Below are 16,381 nucleotides of genomic sequence, written 5' to 3' on the forward strand. Positions count from 1 at the left end.
AGAGGTTGAGCTGCCCCTGGTTTCCCGGACGCCTGCCTCGTTCAGTTTCGGATGTTTGTCATGTCATTCACCCTGATTGCGACACTTCACTGAAGAGGATTTCATGCGCGCAGCAATGCAGGACGCGGTTTGAAAGCACAATCTCTTTCAGCCGGACTTTATAACCCCACGTCCGCGCTGACCTTGCAGACTTAGGTATTTCTAAAACCGAACGCCCACTGCCTTTGTTGAGAGGGGCAGTGGGCGACTGTGCCTTGTGGCTTAGCCCAGAACGGTTGTTACTGCGCGCAAGGTTGCGGCTACGACAGTATCGGCCTCTTCGCTGGTCAAGCAGAACGGCGGTGCAAAACCCAGGATGTCGCCCTGGGGCATTGCGCGGGCAATCACTTTGTCCTGCGCCAGCAAAGTGGCCGATATCTGCGGGCCGATCTTGTCTGCGGCGTCAAAAAACGTCCGGCTGTCCTTGTCTTTTACAAACTCAACAGCGCACAGCATCCCCTCGCCGCGCACATCACCAACATTGGCATGGGCCGACAGCGCATCCTGCATCGATTGCTTCAGGTAGGCCCCGACGGTGCCAGCGTTCGCAATCAGGTTCAGATCATCAATCAGTTTCAGGTTCGCAACACCTGCCGCAGCCCCGATCGGGTGTGCGGAATAGGTCCAGCCGTGGCCGATTGCGCCGTTTTCATCCGTGCCCTGTTCCAGCACCTTCCAGACTTTGTCAGATATGATCGAACCAGAGAGCGGCGCATAGGCCGAGGTCAGGCCTTTGGCGATGGTGATGATATCGGCTTCCATCCCATAGTGGTCTGAACCGAACATGCTGCCCAGACGGCCAAACCCGGTCACAACCTCATCAACGACAAGCAAGATATCATGCTTGCGCAATACGGCTTGGATGGCTTCCCAATAGCCTTCTGGTGGCGGCACGATACCGCCAGTGCCCAGCACCGGCTCGCCGATGAATGCCGCGATGGTATCAGCACCTTCGCGCGCGATCATCGCTTCCAGTTCGGCCACACAATGGGCCACAAACTCTGCTTCGCTCTGATCCAGATTGTCGCGACGATAGTAATACGGTGCTTCGGTATGGATGACCTGCGCAAGCGGCAGATCAAATTTCTTATGAAACAGCTCCAACCCGGTCAGCGACCCGGTCACAAGGCCCGACCCATGATAGCCACGCCAGCGCGAGATGATCTTTTTCTTCTCAGGACGGCCAAGGATGTTGTTGTAATACCATATCAGTTTGACGTTGGTTTCATTAGCGTCAGACCCGCCCAACCCGAAATACACTTTCGACATGTTCTCAGGTGCACGATCAAGGATCATCTTGGATAGCGTGATTGAGGCTTCGGTCCCATGACCCACATAAGAGTGGTAATAGGCCAATTCTCGGGCTTGATCGGCAATGGCTTCGGCGATTTCCTGACGGCCATAGCCGACGTTCACGCAGTAAAGGCCCGCAAAAGCATCCAGAAATTTATCGCCGTTACGGTCTTCAATATGAACACCCGAGGCGGTCTTGATCACGCGGCTTGCTGTTTCACCGCGTGCATGTTGTGCCAGATGGGTGGACGGGTGGAAAAAATTTTCACGGTCCCATTTGCCAAGTATGTCATTTGTCAGCATTTTGCTATCTCCTCATGCCCAGTCGCGGCAGACGTATTTGATTTCTGTGAATTCTTCCATACCCAGACGGGCCCCTTCACGGCCCAATCCGGATTGTTTGGTACCCCCAAACGGGATTGGTGCCCCTGTGACCTGCGTGCGGTTGACGGCGACCATGCCAAATTGCAATGCGCGACTGACCCGGTAGATGCGCCGTGGATCAGCGCTGTGCAGATAGGCGACAAGCCCGTATTCGGTGTCGTTGGCACGGGCCACGACCTCGTCCTCGGCATCGAATGGTAAAATAGCGGCGACGGGACCGAATGTTTCATCCCGAAGAATTAGCGCGTCATCGGGCACATCAACCAGCACGGTCGGCTCATAAAAAAGCGGCCCCAGATCATGGCGTTTGCCACCGCAGGCCAGCTTTGCCCCCTTAGCCAGCGCATCGGCGACGTGTTCTTCTTGTTTTTGCACCGCTTTTTCGTTCATCAGCGGACCGATATCGCAGTCATCCATGCCAACACCAATGGTCAGCGCTTTGGTCGCCTCGGTGAATTTCTCACAGAATTCCGCATATATAGAACGCTCAATGAAGATGCGGTTTGCCCCAAGGCAATCTTGCCCGGATGTAGCGAATTTCGCCTTGATCGTCTCGTCCACAGCCTTTTTCATGTCGGCGTCTTTGAACACAATGACGGGCGCGTGGCCGCCCAGTTCCATCACCAGTTTTTTGACTGTATCTGCAGATTGCCGATAAAGCAGCCGCCCGATTCCGGTTGATCCGGTAAAGGACAGTGCACGCACACGGGTATCTTTGGTCCAGGGTTCTACAACTGTTGCGGCTTGCCCTGTCACCACATTGAAAACTCCGGCAGGTATGCCCGCACGCTCAGAAAGTTCGGCCAATGCCAGCGCGGAAAACGGCGTTTCACCTGAGGGGTGCGCAACAACGGTACAGCCAACAGCCATAGCTGCCGCTGCCTTGCGGGTCAGCATCGCACAGGGAAAGTTCCACGGCGTAATCAATGCGGCCACACCCACGGGCTCCAGCCAGACTTCAACTTCGGCCCCATGCAGATGACTGGTTACGCCTTCGATATTGGGGCGTTTGGCCTCTTCTGCATAAAACTCGATGAACGAAGCCGCATAGTTGATCTCACCGCGCGCCTCAGACAGAGGCTTGCCCTGTTCAAAGACCATGATACGGGCCAGATCCTCTTTGTGTTCGATCAGCAGATCGTGCCAGCGCCGCAAAATCACCGACCGTTCCTGCGGCAACAGCCCCGACCAGTTGGCAAAGGCTTGCTGTGCAGCATCAACGGCCAGGGCGGATTCTGCGGCAGACAACGACGCGACGTCGCCCAGAAAGCCACCCGTCCCCGGATCGGTAACGTTGAAAGTTTCACCGGATTTTGCCGCGCACCACTTCCCGTTGATATAGGAAAAATTGCGGACCAGCGCTTTGTTCTGAATTTCAGCACTGGCTGAAAGGGCGGTTTCGGTCACGATCGTTCATCCTTCGGTTTCCCCGCCAAACATGCACGGCTGGCGCAGAAGAAGTGACCGAAGTGCACTGTCGATACAGTGAATACGACTGTGGGACAGCGCTTATTTGGATGAAAATAGTGCCGCGAACGGCGGCACGCCTTCGCTCTTGACCGGCTTGGTTACGACATAGGTAAAATATTGTGACAGGCCGATACGCGATTCCAGCATCGCGTCGATCAGGCGCTGATAGGAATCGATGTCACATGTCACGATTTGCAAAAGGTAGTCGTAGCCACCGCCAAGCGCCCAGCAACCAATGACCTCATCAAGGGTCTGGATCGCCGCTTCGAAGGTGCGAAAACTGGCCGCTGTATGATCCGCAATTTGAGCTGCAACAAATACCGTAACATGCGGGGCCAGTTTTTTAAGGTTGATCTGGGCGCGATAGCCTTCGATCAACCCTGCCCTTTCCAGCTTTTTCAAGCGATCCCAACAGGGGGTCGGCGATAGCCCGATGCGGTCGGCCAAAGCTGCCTTTGTGATCCGTCCTTCCCGGGACAGGATGCGTAAAATTTCCAGATCACGTTGATCAAGCTGCACGATTGTGCCTTTCTTATGTTAGCTTACATCCACGCCGACAACTGCGACGCAGTCAACGGATCAGTTTACCGGTCAGCCAGCTCATGTCGGACGGACCGGTCACGATCAGCAGGTTCGGATTGCGTTTTACCATCTCGTCGCGCGTTTTACTTTGCCGTTTCTGGTAGCTGTCACGAGAGAAATAAAGGTTCGGGTCCGCCATTTTCTTGTTCCTCGGAAAATCAGCTTTGAATAGAGGTGCCGGCACCCGCAGCAGTCGCGCGCTCCCCGGCCAGGGTGGCAATCGCTGTGTCCTGAACCCCCGTACCGGTCAGGTCTGCGATGGTGATATCCGACGCAGATTGGCGGCCCGTTCTCTGGCCCGCGATAATCTGGCCCAATTCGGAATAGCTTTCGGGATCGGTGACGGCACCCGCCGCAATCGCCGGGCGCAATTCGCCCTGTTTGATTGACTGGGACAGGCGATCACAGACAAACAGTGTCGCCGCCGGGATGACATCAGGCGCGAGTTCGGTCTTGTAATCAGCGTCCGAGCCCATTGCCGTGACGTGCTGGCCCGGGCGCAGCGTGTCTGCACTGATCAGCGGTGTTCCCGAGGGCGTGGTGGTGACAACGATGTCTGCGGCCCCCATTACATCTGCGATACTGCCCGTCGTCACTTCTATTCCCAAATGCGCTGAACAATCACGGGCACATTCCGCAGCCTTTTCGCCATCGCGGCCCCAGATTACAGCGCGCTCGATTCCACGTACCAGCGTCAGCGCCTCCAACTGAAGCCGCGCCTGTATGCCGCTGCCCAGAATGCCCGCAACCTTGCTGTCTTCGCGTGACAGATGTTTAGCGGCAACCGCGCCTGCTGCCGCCGTGCGCACATCTGTCAGATATCCATTATCCAGCAACACCCCCTTGACGATGCCGGTCCGGGCGTCAAACAGCACCATCAACCCGTTCAGGCTGGGCAGGCCCAGTTTTGGGTTGTCAAAGAAACCGGGGCTCATCTTGATGGCAAAGCTGTCGATCCCGGGCACATAGGCGGTTTTTACATCAACCTCGCCATTGTGTTCGGGCACATGGAAGCTCAGGATCGGCGGCATCACCACATCTTTGGTGGTCAACAGGTGAAATGCCTGTTCGATACAACTCACCGCGTCTGCATCCAGTTTAATCACGCGGCGCAAATCCGCCTCGGTTAAGATTTTGATATCAGGCATCAAGATCTCCAATGTTTTGGCTTTCTGCCGCTACATCAACGTCTTCACCGTCGATGATCCGTTTGTGCAGCGCCATGTCTATATTCTGACCACTGATCAGGGAGACACAGTTGCCGGGATCGGCAATCTTGCCTGCCAGAAGCGCTGCAATGCCCACACTGCCAGAACCTTCGATGACCTGACGTTCCTGCCAATAGGCATGGCGGATTGCAGCGGCAATTTCTACTTCGGACACCAGCACCACCTCATCCACCAGATCACGGGTCATGGCAAAGGTATAAGCGTTTTCCAGACCAATGCCGCCGCCAAGTGAATCCGCCAATGTCGGTTTTTCTTCCACCAATATCGGTTTACCCGCCTTGAGGCATTCGTACATGGCGGCCCCCTGCTCCATCGAGATGCCGACAACCCGGATTGACGGGTTGACCGCCTTCATTACCATCGCCACGCCCGAGATCAGACCGCCGCCCGAAAGCGGCACTAGAACGGTGTTCAGGTCTGGCGACTGCTCCAGCATTTCCAGTGCTACGGTGCTTTGCCCGGCGATGATATCGCGGTGATCAAAGGGCGGCAGCATGGTCATGCCACTTGCCACCAATTTGTCGACCTCGACTTGTGCATCATCCTGACTGCGACCGACAATGCGTACTTCGGCGCCGTGGGCTTTGATGCCGTCAACTTTGTTTTGCGGCACCAGTTCGGACATGCAGATGATACAGCGTACCCCAGCCTGCGCCGCTGCATAAGCCAGCCCGCGCCCGTGATTTCCCGTCGAGACCCCCACAACGCCGGCCTCACGCTGCACCTGCGTCAGCGAACGCACGGCATTGGTTGCGCCGCGAAGTTTGAAACTGCCGGTTATCTGCGTCTGCTCCAGCTTCAGCGATATTCTCGCCGAACAGAATGCACTTAGCGCAGGGGATGCGGCCAGCGGGGTTTGCCTGATACCGCTCGCGATTCTTTGACGGGCTACAAAACTATCTTGCAGGGTGATCTTTTGTGTCATTCTTTCTTTATCCGATTAGGGATTAGTGCTGGAAAAGGCGGCCATGACCCGCCGAGGTTTTTGCCCATCCGATCTGACACACACGGCGCCAGATCATCGCCTGATTGGAGGAAACACCAGGTTTTCCTATGCGTCCCTCAGCCCGGACGATACAGAGCACCGCCCGAAAGCCCGTGCAAGACAAAAACAGCGCTTCTGAGCCCGAGTCAATCACCACTCAAGCGGCGTTGATGTTCATGTCCTCCGACATCCGCACAATTTCACGATCATCAACGGCCCCTGACAACAGGCATTGACGATTTACCGCCCGTGGCTGGAAAATTTACAAACACCTGATTTGATATGCTCGCGGATTTGGTTGAAAATACCCCAGTGCCCATGTGCTTTCCTAAGCTACCAATGCAGAAAAATACAATTAGTTTAGGGCATCTGCAGATCGCCTGGCAACAAAGCGTCGGGCATGTTCTGGTAGCAGACCGGACGAAGAAAGCGGCGGATTGACAGCGTTCCGACCGACGTTGCGCCAAAATTAGTTGAGGCGGGATAGGGCCCGCCGTGGACCATCGCATCGCAGACTTCGACACCTGTTGGAAATCCATTGACCAGCACACGCCCGGCCTTGCGTTCCGCGATTGGCAGAAAGCTGGCCGCATCATCGAAATCTTCCGCATCCAGATGCAGGGTGCAGGTCAGCTGGCCCTGCAAGGCAAGTGCAACCTCACGCATTTCACCAAGGTTTTCGGCCGTGACTATTACGCCGAGTGGGCCGAACACCTCTTCCTCCAGCACAGCGTTGTCCAGCCAGTTCTTTGCGGTTGTTTCGTAAAGGTACGGTGTGGCAGTGCGCAGGTCGCAGGTGGATGCCAGAATTTCACGCACGCCGCTTGTGGCCGCGATCCGCTTTTGCCCGTCACGGTAAGCCGACGCGATCCCGTCGGTCAGCATAGTCTGCGCCGAGACGTCGGACAGGGCTGCGGCCGCGGCCTGCGCAAAGCGCGTCGCATCTTCGCCAGCCAGTACAATCGAAATACCCGGGTTGGTGCAGAACTGGCCTGCGCCCATAGTCAAGGACCCTGCCCAGCCCTTGGCTATCTCGTCACCGCGCTTTTCACAGGCGTTTGCGAAGATGAACATTGGATTGACCGATCCCAACTCGCCGAAAAACGGGATCGGTTCGGGGCGAGCGGCGCAGAGATCAAACAAGGCGCGCCCACCGGTCAGTGAGCCGGTAAAGCCGACGGCCTTGATCAGCGGATGCTGCACAAGTGCTGTGCCAACATCACGCTTGCCGCCCTGAATCAAACTGAAGACGCCCGGGTGCAGGTTGCACGACTGAATGGCCGCATGAATAGCCTCTGCGACAATTTCACCGGTGCCCGGATGGGCGCTGTGGCCTTTGACCACAACCGGGCAACCCGCCGCCAGCGCAGCGGCGGTATCTCCGCCCGCAGTTGAAAAGGCCAGGGGGAAATTCGACGCGCCAAACACGGCCACCGGACCGATGGGGCGCTGAATCATTTTCAGATCCGGACGCGGCAGCGGCTGGCGTTCCGGCAAGGCCCTGTCGTGCCGGCGATCCAGATAGTCGCCCTGCAGGACATGATCCGCAAACAGCCGCAATTGACCCGTTGTGCGGCCTCGTTCGCCTGTCAGGCGCATTTCCGGCAATCCTGTTTCAGAGCAGCCGATTTGCGTAATCTGGTCCGCGCGGGCATCGATTTCATCCGCGATGGCATTCAAAAAGGCGGCACGCTCCTTGCGGCTGGAATAGCCAAAACTCCAGAATGCCTCTTCCGCACCCAACGCAGCGGCGTTGACGTCACTTAGACGGCCAGCAGAAAAGGAGTGGGGCAGCCCGGAGGCCGGCGACGAAGTGAAAGTTTCATCCCCTTCAACCCAGTTGCCGGCGATTAAGTGTTTTCCATGTGGATGAAACAAATTCGTACCTCCCTTTCGGCGCTCAGTGGTCGCAATTTTATTTTATGGATATTGTATCCAAAATACCGGAAGCTACAAGACCAACTTGTTGCAAGGCGACTACCTTTGGTCGAACGGTGATCAGATCTCGGTAGCGCCGCGATTTTCTGCCACAAGCTGCAGCAGCTGATCTTTTGTGCGGCTGATATGTTGGGACAGAAGCGCGCAGCCGCGTTCGATGTCGCGGGCTTGCGCCATCGCCAAAAGGTCGCGGTGCTCTTTTCTGGCCGGTTCACGCTGCTTCATGACACTCAGATGCATCCGCACATAACGATCCGCATGCAAACTTATGCCCTGCAATAACTCGTTAGTCAGTTTGCGATCAGCAGCAGCATAGAGCGCCGCATGGTACTTGAAGTTCAAAGCGCCCCACTTGCCAACATCGTCGGCATCATAAGAGCCTTCCATTTCTTCCAGAATAGCTTCACAGCGGGAAAAATCCGTTGAGGTCATCGCCGGGATTGCCCGCCGAAACAGATCGACCTCAATCAAAACACGCAGGTCAAAAATCTCGCCGATTTCGCGCAGGGAATGCTTTGTTACCGAAGCCCCCCGATTGGCGGCCAATTGCACCAGACCTTCCGAATCCAACCGCTTCAACGCTTCACGAATAGGCATGCGCGAAACGTCGTACTCTTTTGCCAGCGCCTCTTGCCGAATGGTTTCGCCCTCGGCCATCTCACCGCTTAGAATGCGCTCGCGAAGATCGTCCGCGATAACATCTGGAAGACTGCTTCGTTCGATTGCACGGTTACTTTTCATTTGGAACTCGATCATTCTGTATTTTGGATACAGTATCGCCTCCGTCCAGTTTTTCAACTTGAAACGAAAATGGGGCGGCTATGTCACAACGGCAATTTGAAATCTGTATATCGTATCCAGAGCACTCTTTTATGAACAAGACCCTTCAGGTCAGCCTGCAAGATGTGATGCAGATCAGCCAGGAAATCCTTGAGATATCCGGGTATGGCACATCCCATGTAAAGGCCATAGCCCAGATGCTGTACACCTGCCAATTGGACGACTGTCAGTCACATGGGCTTTTCCGTTTGTTCATGTGTGCTGAATCGATCAGAGCAGCAAAGATCAATGGGCAGATTGAGCCACACATCTCCACGTCGGGCATGGCTATCGTCCGGGCCGATGCTGCCGGAGGCATGTCTTTGCTCGCAGTGGATGCAGCCATATCGAAACTGATCGAAAAAAACCGCCAGCATGGGATCGCTGCTTTAAGCGTCAATCGTTGCTTCCACTTTTGGGCACTTTGACCCTGAGGCGTTTACTGGAGGCAGAACGACAGAAAATGATGCCAGGGCCGAGCGGCTGTTTGCAGATATCGTGGATCAGGGCGCGCGCCTGCCGTCGCAGCGCCGGTATGAAGCCCGGGCGCGCAACCTTGCGCGGGGCTATGTCGAGATTTCAACAACCCTGCACAAGGATCTTCTGGCCCTGCCTGGCTGATCAGGCCCCCCAGGTATCACTAAGCCGATAACCACCGGGCCAGGGATCGTCGGGGTCCAGAAAATGCTGATGAATACCCGTCACCCAGGCGCGCCCGCTGACTTCGGGCACGATGGCGGGCTGTTTCCCGACCTGTGCCTTGGCCACAATCCGGCCAGTAAAGCGGGATCCGATGATCGAGATTGCCTCAAATGTTTGCCCGACCTGCATTTGCCCTTTGGCTGCCATCAGCGCCATCCGGGCCGACACGGCCGTACCAGTCGGAGAGCGATCGACCTTACCCGGCTGGACCGCCACGGCGGATTTGCCGGACAGGCCGGTTTCCGTCTTGGTGAGTGGTCCACAAAAAGCACAAAAGGAAATGTGGTTCCAGTCGGGGTTTTCCGGGTGGATAAACCCAAGTTGTTCAGTTGCAGACTGGGCGATGGCCATCCCTGTACGCGCGATATCCTTGGCCTCGGCCTCGACGATCTCGAACCCAAGCGCGGCAGCATCCACCACCACGAAACTGTCGCCGCCATAGGCGGTATCAACCGTCAGTGTCCCGAGCCCGGGCACCTCCAGCGGCACCGCGATCTTTGCAGCAAAACTTGGCAGGTTCTGGACGAATATCCGTTCGGCCTTGCCATTGCGGCAGGTTGCCCGAACCCGGACAAGCCCACCGGGTGCCTCAAGCGTCAGCTGGGTTTCAGGCTCGGTCATGGGAATGATGCCACCGTCCAGCAGCACCGTTGCCACGCAGATCGAATTGGAGCCGGACATCGGCGGATCAAATTCCGGCTCCATGATGATAAAGCCCATATCCGCCTCGGGGTGTTTGGGCGGCACCAGCAGATTGACGTGGCGAAAGACACCGCCACGCGGCTCGTTCAGCACAAAATTGCGCAGGGTTTGATCCTTCGAGATAAAGGATCGCTGTTCCCACAGGGTGTCGCCCGGCGGCGGGGCGACCCCACCAACAATGACGTCACCCACCTCGCCCTCGGCATGAGCCGATATGACATGAACGGTTTTACTGCTTCGCATGGGGATCCCCTTTTAGGAATAGCTGGCTACGGGGTCGCCCAAGGCGTCGAAGATCGGTGTTATCCCAAGTCCCGGGCTGTCAGGTGCGGTCATCCGTCCGTTCACCCGTTTGGGCGCGCCATTGGCGATGTCCACGGTGCCGTAGCTGTTGAAATCGGTAGCCGAAAAAGTGAAATCCGCCGGGGTTGAGCGCGCCAGATGGGCGATTGTCGCGGTGGTGATGTCACCGCCCCAGGTATCCTCAATGGTCATCGGGATGCCGTGCGCCACACACAGGTCGCGCATCAGCTTGGCCTTGGTCAGCCCCCCAACCTTAGAGATTTTGAGGTTGATCACGTCCATCGCATCCTCGGAAATGCCACGTACCAGCGTGTTGGGGGTGTCGATCACCTCGTCCAGGACGAATGGCAACGCGGTGCGGCGGCGGATCGAGACGCATTCCTCGTAGGTCAGGCAGGGCTGTTCGACATAGACATCGAGACCCGAAATCGCGCCCACGACGCGGGCCGCTTCGTGCCGGGTCCATCCGGTATTTGCGTCGGCCACCAGCAGGTCCGAGCGTTTCAGCACCGACCGTGTCGCATGGATACGCTCGATATCGTCATTGGCATCACCACCGACCTTAAGCTGGAACTTGGTGTAGCCTTCAGCAGCGTAGCCTTCGATCTTTTTCGCCATGATTTCAGGCGCCTCCTGACTGATGGCGCGGTAGAGCACCACGTCATCCTGCGCCGCACCGCCCAGAAGGGTGTAGACCGGCTGACCTGTCGCCTGGCCCAAGATATCCCAACAGGCAATATCCACCGGGGCCTTGGCATAGGGATGGCCGCGCAGGGCGGCATCCATGGTGCGGTTGATCTTACCGATGTTTAAGGGGTCCTGCCCAATCAGATGTGGCGCCAGTTCAGCCAGCCCTGCCCGCACTCCCAGTGCAAAGGACGGCAGATAAGCCGAACCCAGCGGGCAACATTCAGCATAACCGTTCAACCCTTCATCCGTGGAGATTTCAAGCACAGTGCTGTCGAAGACCTCGACAAAATTGCCATTGGACCAGCTATAGCGGCCCTCTTTCAGGGGCAGATCGACCTGATAGACGTTAAGCTGGGTGATTTTCATATGTCGTCCCTTCAAAACCGCGTCGTGGCGTAGGCTGTCATTTGCAGATCGGGTGTGTCGCCGGATAGTATTGCAGCAGTCAATTCGGCAGTGCCCGCAGCCTGCGTCAAACCCAGATGTCCGTGGCCAAAGGCGTAAAAAACATTACCGGGCTGGCGAGGCGAAGGGCCGATCACTGGCAGGCTGTCAGGCAGTGACGGGCGGAAACCCATCCATTGTTTGCCCTTTTCGGTCTTCAGACCAGGCATAAAGCGGGCGGCCTTTTCCAACAGAATCTCTGATCGTCTGAAGTTGGGCGGAAGGCTAAGCCCGCCCAGTTCCACCGCCCCGCCGACCCGTACCCCGCCGTTGATGCGCGATACGACAAATCCATGCCCGCCAAACGTCAGATGCGTGCGCAGATCAAAAGCGCCGGGCGGCAGCGTAGTGTTGTAGCCGCGTTCGGTTTCCAGTGGTATTTTATCGCCGATTGTCCGCGCAAGCTGATGCGACCATGCTCCGGCTGCAATCACAACCTTGCCTGCGCTGATCCGACCTTCCGAAGTCTGTAATTCCAGGATCTCTCCCCGTTGCCCCAAGGCCTGTACATTGACTTGCTCGATCTGCCCGCCACGTGCGCGGAAAATTTCTGCCAGATGCTTGGCCCAGGTCTTTGGGTCGACGGTATTCATCCAATCCGGCGTAAATCCCGCGTGCGTAAAACGCGGATTTAACCCCGGCTGCACCTCGGCGATTTGGTCTGCGGTGTCCATCAAGCTGAAAGCGATTCCAAATTCGCGGCGCATTTCCCAGCCAGGCAGGCTGTCGCGAAATTCTTTTTCCCCTTCATAAAGCTGCAACTGGCCTTCACGCTGCATCAAATGTTCCCCGTCCACATCAAGGATCTGCCGTTCCAGAGCGGCCCTGGACAGAGTCATAAGCTGCGTCTGTGCCTGCATTGACGCCGAAAACCTGTCGCGCCAGCTGGCCCGCCAGAAACGCAGCATCCAGGGCGCAATTTTCAGCGCATATGAGGGCGGCACAGAAAGAGGCCCCAGAGGATCAAGCAGCCATTTCGGTGCTTTGCGCATGATCCCCGGCGTGGCCAGAGGCATGATATCGGTAAAGGCAAACGCCCCGGCGCTTGCGGCTGAGGTCTCGTTTGCCACACCGGCACGATCCAGGACACGAACAGCCCACCCGCGTTTCTGAAGCTCAAGCGCGATACTGATTCCCACGATCCCCGCGCCGACGACGATGATTTCTCCGTTTTTACTCATTTTAATCTGCTCGCGAATTAGCTGGAGAGGGTGGGCTTTAACCTAGCCTGTCAGACGGGATTAGAGTGAGATTCCGTTTTTGAAGGGGTCGTTTTCGTCAAAGATCAATCTGGTTTCTGCCATGACCCAAGCCTGGCCTGTCAGTGTGGGGATCACCCCGCCGTTGCGCCCGGGCTGGTAGGACAGGCGATAGGGCGAGCCGATCACGCTTTCCTGGATGATCTCCTCTCCGGGGGCCAGGCGCCCCTCGGCAGCCAGACAGGCCAGGCGCGCTGAACTTCCGGTGCCGCAGGGGGATCGATCATACGTATCATCCGGGCACAAAACGAAATTCCGACTTTGGACGTTTTCTTTGGGCGAAGCGTCTTGAAAGATCACGTGATCAATGGGCTGGCCTTGCTCGCCACCGATGTTCCGGGCGATTGTCGCATCACGGATCGCGATAGCCGCATCCGTCAACTGCCGGATATTGCTGGGTTCAACCGGAATCGGGCTGGGATCGACGATGAAAAACCAATTTCCGCCGTAAGCAACGTCTCCGGTCACGGTTCCAAGTCCGTCCACTGTCACCGTAGCCGCGTGATGCACCCGGCGGCTTTCGATATTGGTGACGGTCACGGTGTTGGCGTCGCTCAGAGCGACCTCAACGACACCGGCAGGTGTTTCGATCCGGTGGCTACCAACTTCAATGCGGCCCAGATGGGCCAGTGTCACCGCCAGCCCGATGGTTCCATGCCCGCACATGCCCAGAACAGCGTCAGCATCGAAATAGATCACGCCTGTCACGCAAGTAGGGTCTACCGGTCCCACCAGCAATGCACCCACCATGGCGGGCTGTCCGCGCGGCTCCAGTAATACGGACTGGTAGAACGTTGAGTGTTTCACCGCCAGCCTGCGGGCACGCTCGGCCAGCGATCCCGACCCCAGATCAGGACCGCCGTCCAGGATCACACGCGTCGGTTCCCCACCCGTGTGGCTGTCGATTACATGCATTCGGCTATGATTCCCCCCTGTTTTGACCAGTCGGCGAACCAGGTCCGGAAAAGCGCGTATTGCTGTTCGCAATAGTTGCGCTGCGCGTCGGTCAGTTCGTCGGTTTCATTGAAATGCAGTGTGTATTCTTCTTCACCGTTCAGCACCAGAAGATGCTTGTAATAAAGGATAAGATCCGGGCCTTCATCAAAGGTCGAAAGCACGTGGATCGCTTCGCTTAATTCAAGCGCGCGCTGGCGTGCCTCGGCATGGCCTTCCGCCGCTTTTTTCGAAAGCGCGGCCAGCAACAGTGCCTCTTTCGGCAGGGCGGTGCCAATGCCGGTAATTGATCCGGTGGCCCCACAGTTGACAAAACCATGATAAACCTCGGTATCGACACCGACCATCAGGGTTACCTGATCGTCCTGGCTGGTGATGTGTTCTGCTGCATAGCGCAGATCATCGCGGCCTCCAAATTCCTTGAATCCGATCAGGTTGCTGTGTTCAGCCCGCAGCGCAAAAAATAGGTCCGCACGGGTTGAAAACCCATAGTGAGGACTGTTGTAGATCACCGCCGGAACGTCAGGCGCCGCCGACAGGACCGCCTTGAAATGGTTTTTCTGCGCAATTGGAGAAGATCCGCGTGACAAGACACGAGGAATAACCATTAACCCCTTTGCGCCGACCTTTTGCCCATGCGCTGCATGCGCCGCTGCCGACTTTGTGTTGACCGCGCCAGTACCAACCACAACCGGCAGCCCGGCGTCGGTCAATCGGGCAACACCTTCCATGCGCTGCTCATCGGTCAGTAATGGCCAGTCCCCCATTGAGCCGCAATAAACAACCGCCGACATGCCAGCGGCAATCATCTCTTTACCCTTTTTTACCAGCAAATCGAAATTTGGCGTCCGGTCTGCATTGCAGGGCGTCATGAGGGCCGGCATGGTGCCGGTGAATACGTTTGAGGACATTTAGAAAGCTCCAGTAATTTTCAAAGTTTGCCGATCTGCGAATGGCGCGGGGTGTACGCCGTCAGATATCACCGCACATTCGCGAGAAACTTGCGGGTGTGTTGAGATTGTGCGTCGCCAAAAATCTGCCTCGACCGTGGTCGCGCGATCCAACGCATCCGAAGTTGAGCCAACCACAACATCGGCGCGGTTTGTCACAATCAATGGCAGACGCTCGGACCAGGTTGCCGGCAGCAACTCTACCTCGACGCCCAGGGCTTTGGCCAGTTCCTTGCAATATTCCACGTCAAAGCCCGCAGGCTCGTTGTTGGCGTCGCGGTAGCCGATTGGCGGAAAGTCGAGAACCACACCACAGCGTAACGTGCCGCGGTCAATGACATCGTCCAGTGTATCGGCGGCCGCAGGTGTCATGGAAAATGCAGCAACGGTTGCGGCAGCTAAGAATTTCTTGGCCATTTTGTCGTCCCGATGGTTTGGTATCGCCTAGCAGTATAGGATAATGGATACAAAAACCAATAAAAGAAAGAGGGCTTTTCTTAGCTGCCTTTGATTTTCGATTACCGTCTGATTTATGATGAAAACTAGGGAATTCTGCTCCTTAGGCCGAGCGGTGGAACACGATATGGTTTGGCGCCATTGGTCCATCTCCATCCCGGCTGGCTGGGCAAAATGGTTGTTTACCTTCCTCGATGATTCGCTTGATGTATCCCTGTCATGGCCGTTAACGACAGGATTCAGAACATCAGATGACCGATAAGGTGGAGGGTAGTGTGCCCTTCTCTCAGGCCTCGGACTCAGGGTCGGCAACCCTTGCGACCTGCTGTCGCGAAACGCAGGTAGAAAACAGCACGACGGCAAACAGGGTCATCAAACAAATTCAAAACGCTGCGCGTTCGCAATTTCAGGCCCAAAAGAGCGCAGCGCCTAAACCCCGCGCTGTCGCTCAGGGCTCGGATAACCAAGCTTAAAAGGTGGATTCGCAAAAACCAAAGTGGGATCAACTAAGGTGAAGTCATCACGCAGATCTCGATAGGCCCAGATCCTGATTTCTTTGATGCGCCATCAGTTGGAAATCTTGTCATTAATATAACCCGACAAGCTGAACCCGTCTTTTTCCGCACCTGGGCCGGTCTGTTTGAAATATACAATGAACCCGCCACCGCCATCGATATCACCATCGACCTCTTGCACAACGACTTGCCGGGGAATGCGGATATTTACAGTTTTACGCTCGTCCCCGGCCTGCCACGGGCGCTCGGTCTTTACACAGGGCGCCTCAAGCCCACCATACTTGCCAGTCGGCTCAACTTCTTTCATGAAAGTGAAACCCTGAACCACGCGTTCGCCTCCAAGATAGATAGCGCCACTTGACAGAACCTTTGACTCAACATGCTTTGTAAGGACCGATTGCCGACGGCTCTGCGCCCAAACTCCGCAGGCCATTGTCATGCCTTCATATTCCCGTAGATCTGCAGCAACGGTCAGGCCACCCCCGGACGTATAGCTGCCGCCAGACACAACAGGCGTTTCGCTCAGCCGGGCCATACCCACTTCAGAATATGGGGTACAGGCGCTTAGGGTCAGTGCCGTGAGACAGGTCAGTGTGATGAGGTTTTTCATTGCAGCGGCTCCGCGTCAGAGGGACAATATCGGCAATCTGAAACATAAGCATCTGCC

General features: G+C 56.5%; 18 protein-coding genes. 2 read left to right on the plus strand and 16 right to left on the minus strand.

All coding sequences use genetic code 11. The annotated features are described in order from the left end of the window. Positions 1-261: 261 nt before the first annotated feature. From PEL8287_RS08885 to PEL8287_RS08915, 9 genes are all read right to left on the minus strand, one after another. Positions 262-1,635 (minus strand): aspartate aminotransferase family protein, encoded by a 1,374-nt coding sequence (locus PEL8287_RS08885; protein WP_085892043.1) that lies wholly within the window; start codon positions 1,633-1,635, stop codon positions 262-264. Between the two features lie 12 nt (positions 1,636-1,647). Next, the gene (locus PEL8287_RS08890) at positions 1,648-3,123 is read right to left on the minus strand and encodes an NAD-dependent succinate-semialdehyde dehydrogenase (protein WP_085892044.1); all 1,476 of its coding nucleotides are present in this window, start codon (positions 3,121-3,123) and stop codon (positions 1,648-1,650) included. A 102-nt stretch (positions 3,124-3,225) separates the two neighbouring features. Beyond that, positions 3,226-3,705, minus strand: coding sequence for an Lrp/AsnC family transcriptional regulator (locus tag PEL8287_RS08895; protein WP_085892045.1), 480 nt, complete (start codon positions 3,703-3,705; stop codon positions 3,226-3,228). 52 nt (positions 3,706-3,757) lie between these two features. Next, positions 3,758-3,907 carry a hypothetical protein gene (locus tag PEL8287_RS19980; RefSeq protein ID WP_176228597.1) on the minus strand — a complete coding sequence of 50 codons (150 nt, stop codon included), beginning with the start codon at positions 3,905-3,907 and terminating at the stop codon, positions 3,758-3,760. 19 nt (positions 3,908-3,926) lie between these two features. Then, entirely contained in the window at positions 3,927-4,916 is a 990-nt protein-coding gene (locus PEL8287_RS08900; RefSeq protein ID WP_085892046.1) for a cyclodeaminase, read from the minus strand. Beyond that, positions 4,909-5,922, minus strand: a complete 1,014-nt coding sequence (eutB, locus tag PEL8287_RS08905) for a hydroxyectoine utilization dehydratase EutB (RefSeq protein WP_085892047.1) — start codon at positions 5,920-5,922, stop codon at positions 4,909-4,911. Before eutB ends, PEL8287_RS08900 begins: the two co-directional genes overlap by 8 nt. Before the next feature lie 22 nt (positions 5,923-5,944). Continuing rightward, positions 5,945-6,139 (minus strand): aspartate racemase/maleate isomerase family protein, encoded by a 195-nt coding sequence (locus PEL8287_RS20530; RefSeq protein WP_176228598.1) that lies wholly within the window; start codon positions 6,137-6,139, stop codon positions 5,945-5,947. A 203-nt stretch (positions 6,140-6,342) separates the two neighbouring features. Continuing rightward, positions 6,343-7,860, minus strand: coding sequence for an aldehyde dehydrogenase (NADP(+)) (locus PEL8287_RS08910; RefSeq protein WP_085892048.1), 1,518 nt, complete (start codon positions 7,858-7,860; stop codon positions 6,343-6,345). Positions 7,861-7,980: 120 nt separating this feature from the next. After that, positions 7,981-8,661: a GntR family transcriptional regulator gene (locus PEL8287_RS08915; protein WP_085892310.1), complete on the minus strand. Its 681-nt coding sequence runs from the start codon at positions 8,659-8,661 to the stop codon at positions 7,981-7,983. A gap of 131 nt (positions 8,662-8,792) precedes the next feature. Between PEL8287_RS08915 and PEL8287_RS08920 the strand changes: the two genes are divergently transcribed. Together PEL8287_RS08920 and PEL8287_RS20450 are read left to right on the plus strand one after the other, a co-directional pair. Further along, on the plus strand, positions 8,793-9,167 hold the full coding sequence (locus tag PEL8287_RS08920; protein ID WP_235862259.1) for an Ldh family oxidoreductase: 375 nt from the start codon (positions 8,793-8,795) through the stop codon (positions 9,165-9,167). 70 nt (positions 9,168-9,237) lie between these two features. After that, positions 9,238-9,360, plus strand: coding sequence for a hypothetical protein (locus tag PEL8287_RS20450; RefSeq protein WP_268877802.1), 123 nt, complete (start codon positions 9,238-9,240; stop codon positions 9,358-9,360). Here the strand turns inward: PEL8287_RS20450 and PEL8287_RS08925 are convergent, their stop codons facing one another. From PEL8287_RS08925 to PEL8287_RS08960, 7 genes are all read right to left on the minus strand, one after another. After that, on the minus strand, positions 9,361-10,386 hold the full coding sequence (locus tag PEL8287_RS08925) for a trans-3-hydroxy-L-proline dehydratase (RefSeq protein WP_085892049.1): 1,026 nt from the start codon (positions 10,384-10,386) through the stop codon (positions 9,361-9,363). A gap of 12 nt (positions 10,387-10,398) precedes the next feature. Then, entirely contained in the window at positions 10,399-11,502 is a 1,104-nt protein-coding gene (locus tag PEL8287_RS08930) for a cis-3-hydroxy-L-proline dehydratase (protein ID WP_085892050.1), read from the minus strand. 11 nt (positions 11,503-11,513) lie between these two features. Then, complete coding sequence (locus tag PEL8287_RS08935) at positions 11,514-12,761, minus strand: NAD(P)/FAD-dependent oxidoreductase (RefSeq protein WP_085892051.1); 1,248 nt, start codon at positions 12,759-12,761, stop codon at positions 11,514-11,516. A 60-nt stretch (positions 12,762-12,821) separates the two neighbouring features. Further along, a complete protein-coding gene (locus tag PEL8287_RS08940; RefSeq protein ID WP_085892052.1) occupies positions 12,822-13,754 on the minus strand; it encodes a 4-hydroxyproline epimerase in 933 nt (310 codons plus the stop codon). Next, entirely contained in the window at positions 13,745-14,704 is a 960-nt protein-coding gene (locus PEL8287_RS08945; protein WP_085892053.1) for a dihydrodipicolinate synthase family protein, read from the minus strand. The genes PEL8287_RS08940 and PEL8287_RS08945 overlap by 10 nt, the downstream gene beginning before the upstream one ends. Next, positions 14,705-15,160 carry a transporter substrate-binding domain-containing protein gene (locus tag PEL8287_RS08950; RefSeq protein WP_085892054.1) on the minus strand — a complete coding sequence of 152 codons (456 nt, stop codon included), beginning with the start codon at positions 15,158-15,160 and terminating at the stop codon, positions 14,705-14,707. It abuts the gene before it with no gap. Between the two features lie 606 nt (positions 15,161-15,766). After that, positions 15,767-16,324, minus strand: a complete 558-nt coding sequence (locus tag PEL8287_RS08960) for a hypothetical protein (RefSeq protein ID WP_085892056.1) — start codon at positions 16,322-16,324, stop codon at positions 15,767-15,769. Between the last annotated feature and the right edge of the window lie 57 nt (positions 16,325-16,381).

The organism is Roseovarius litorisediminis, from assembly GCF_900172295.1.
GTDB lineage: Bacteria > Pseudomonadota > Alphaproteobacteria > Rhodobacterales > Rhodobacteraceae > Roseovarius > Roseovarius litorisediminis.

What these genes read in the sequence shown, in the direction of transcription:
- PEL8287_RS08935 (WP_085892051.1), bottom strand. Translation starts at nt 12,761, where the DNA reads ATGAGTAAAAACGGAGAAATCATCGTCGTCGGCGCGGGGATCGTGGGA.
- PEL8287_RS08925 (WP_085892049.1), bottom strand. Translation starts at nt 10,386, where the DNA reads ATGCGAAGCAGTAAAACCGTTCATGTCATATCGGCTCATGCCGAGGGC.
- eutB (WP_085892047.1), bottom strand. Translation starts at nt 5,922, where the DNA reads ATGACACAAAAGATCACCCTGCAAGATAGTTTTGTAGCCCGTCAAAGA.
- PEL8287_RS08900 (WP_085892046.1), bottom strand. Translation starts at nt 4,916, where the DNA reads ATGCCTGATATCAAAATCTTAACCGAGGCGGATTTGCGCCGCGTGATT.
- PEL8287_RS08945 (WP_085892053.1), bottom strand. Translation starts at nt 14,704, where the DNA reads ATGTCCTCAAACGTATTCACCGGCACCATGCCGGCCCTCATGACGCCC.
- PEL8287_RS19980 (WP_176228597.1), bottom strand. Translation starts at nt 3,907, where the DNA reads ATGGCGGACCCGAACCTTTATTTCTCTCGTGACAGCTACCAGAAACGG.
- PEL8287_RS08915 (WP_085892310.1), bottom strand. Translation starts at nt 8,661, where the DNA reads ATGAAAAGTAACCGTGCAATCGAACGAAGCAGTCTTCCAGATGTTATC.
- PEL8287_RS08940 (WP_085892052.1), bottom strand. Translation starts at nt 13,754, where the DNA reads ATGCATGTAATCGACAGCCACACGGGTGGGGAACCGACGCGTGTGATC.
- PEL8287_RS08930 (WP_085892050.1), bottom strand. Translation starts at nt 11,502, where the DNA reads ATGAAAATCACCCAGCTTAACGTCTATCAGGTCGATCTGCCCCTGAAA.
- PEL8287_RS08885 (WP_085892043.1), bottom strand. Translation starts at nt 1,635, where the DNA reads ATGCTGACAAATGACATACTTGGCAAATGGGACCGTGAAAATTTTTTC.
- PEL8287_RS08950 (WP_085892054.1), bottom strand. Translation starts at nt 15,160, where the DNA reads ATGGCCAAGAAATTCTTAGCTGCCGCAACCGTTGCTGCATTTTCCATG.
- PEL8287_RS08960 (WP_085892056.1), bottom strand. Translation starts at nt 16,324, where the DNA reads ATGAAAAACCTCATCACACTGACCTGTCTCACGGCACTGACCCTAAGC.
- PEL8287_RS08920 (WP_235862259.1), top strand. Translation starts at nt 8,793, where the DNA reads ATGAACAAGACCCTTCAGGTCAGCCTGCAAGATGTGATGCAGATCAGC.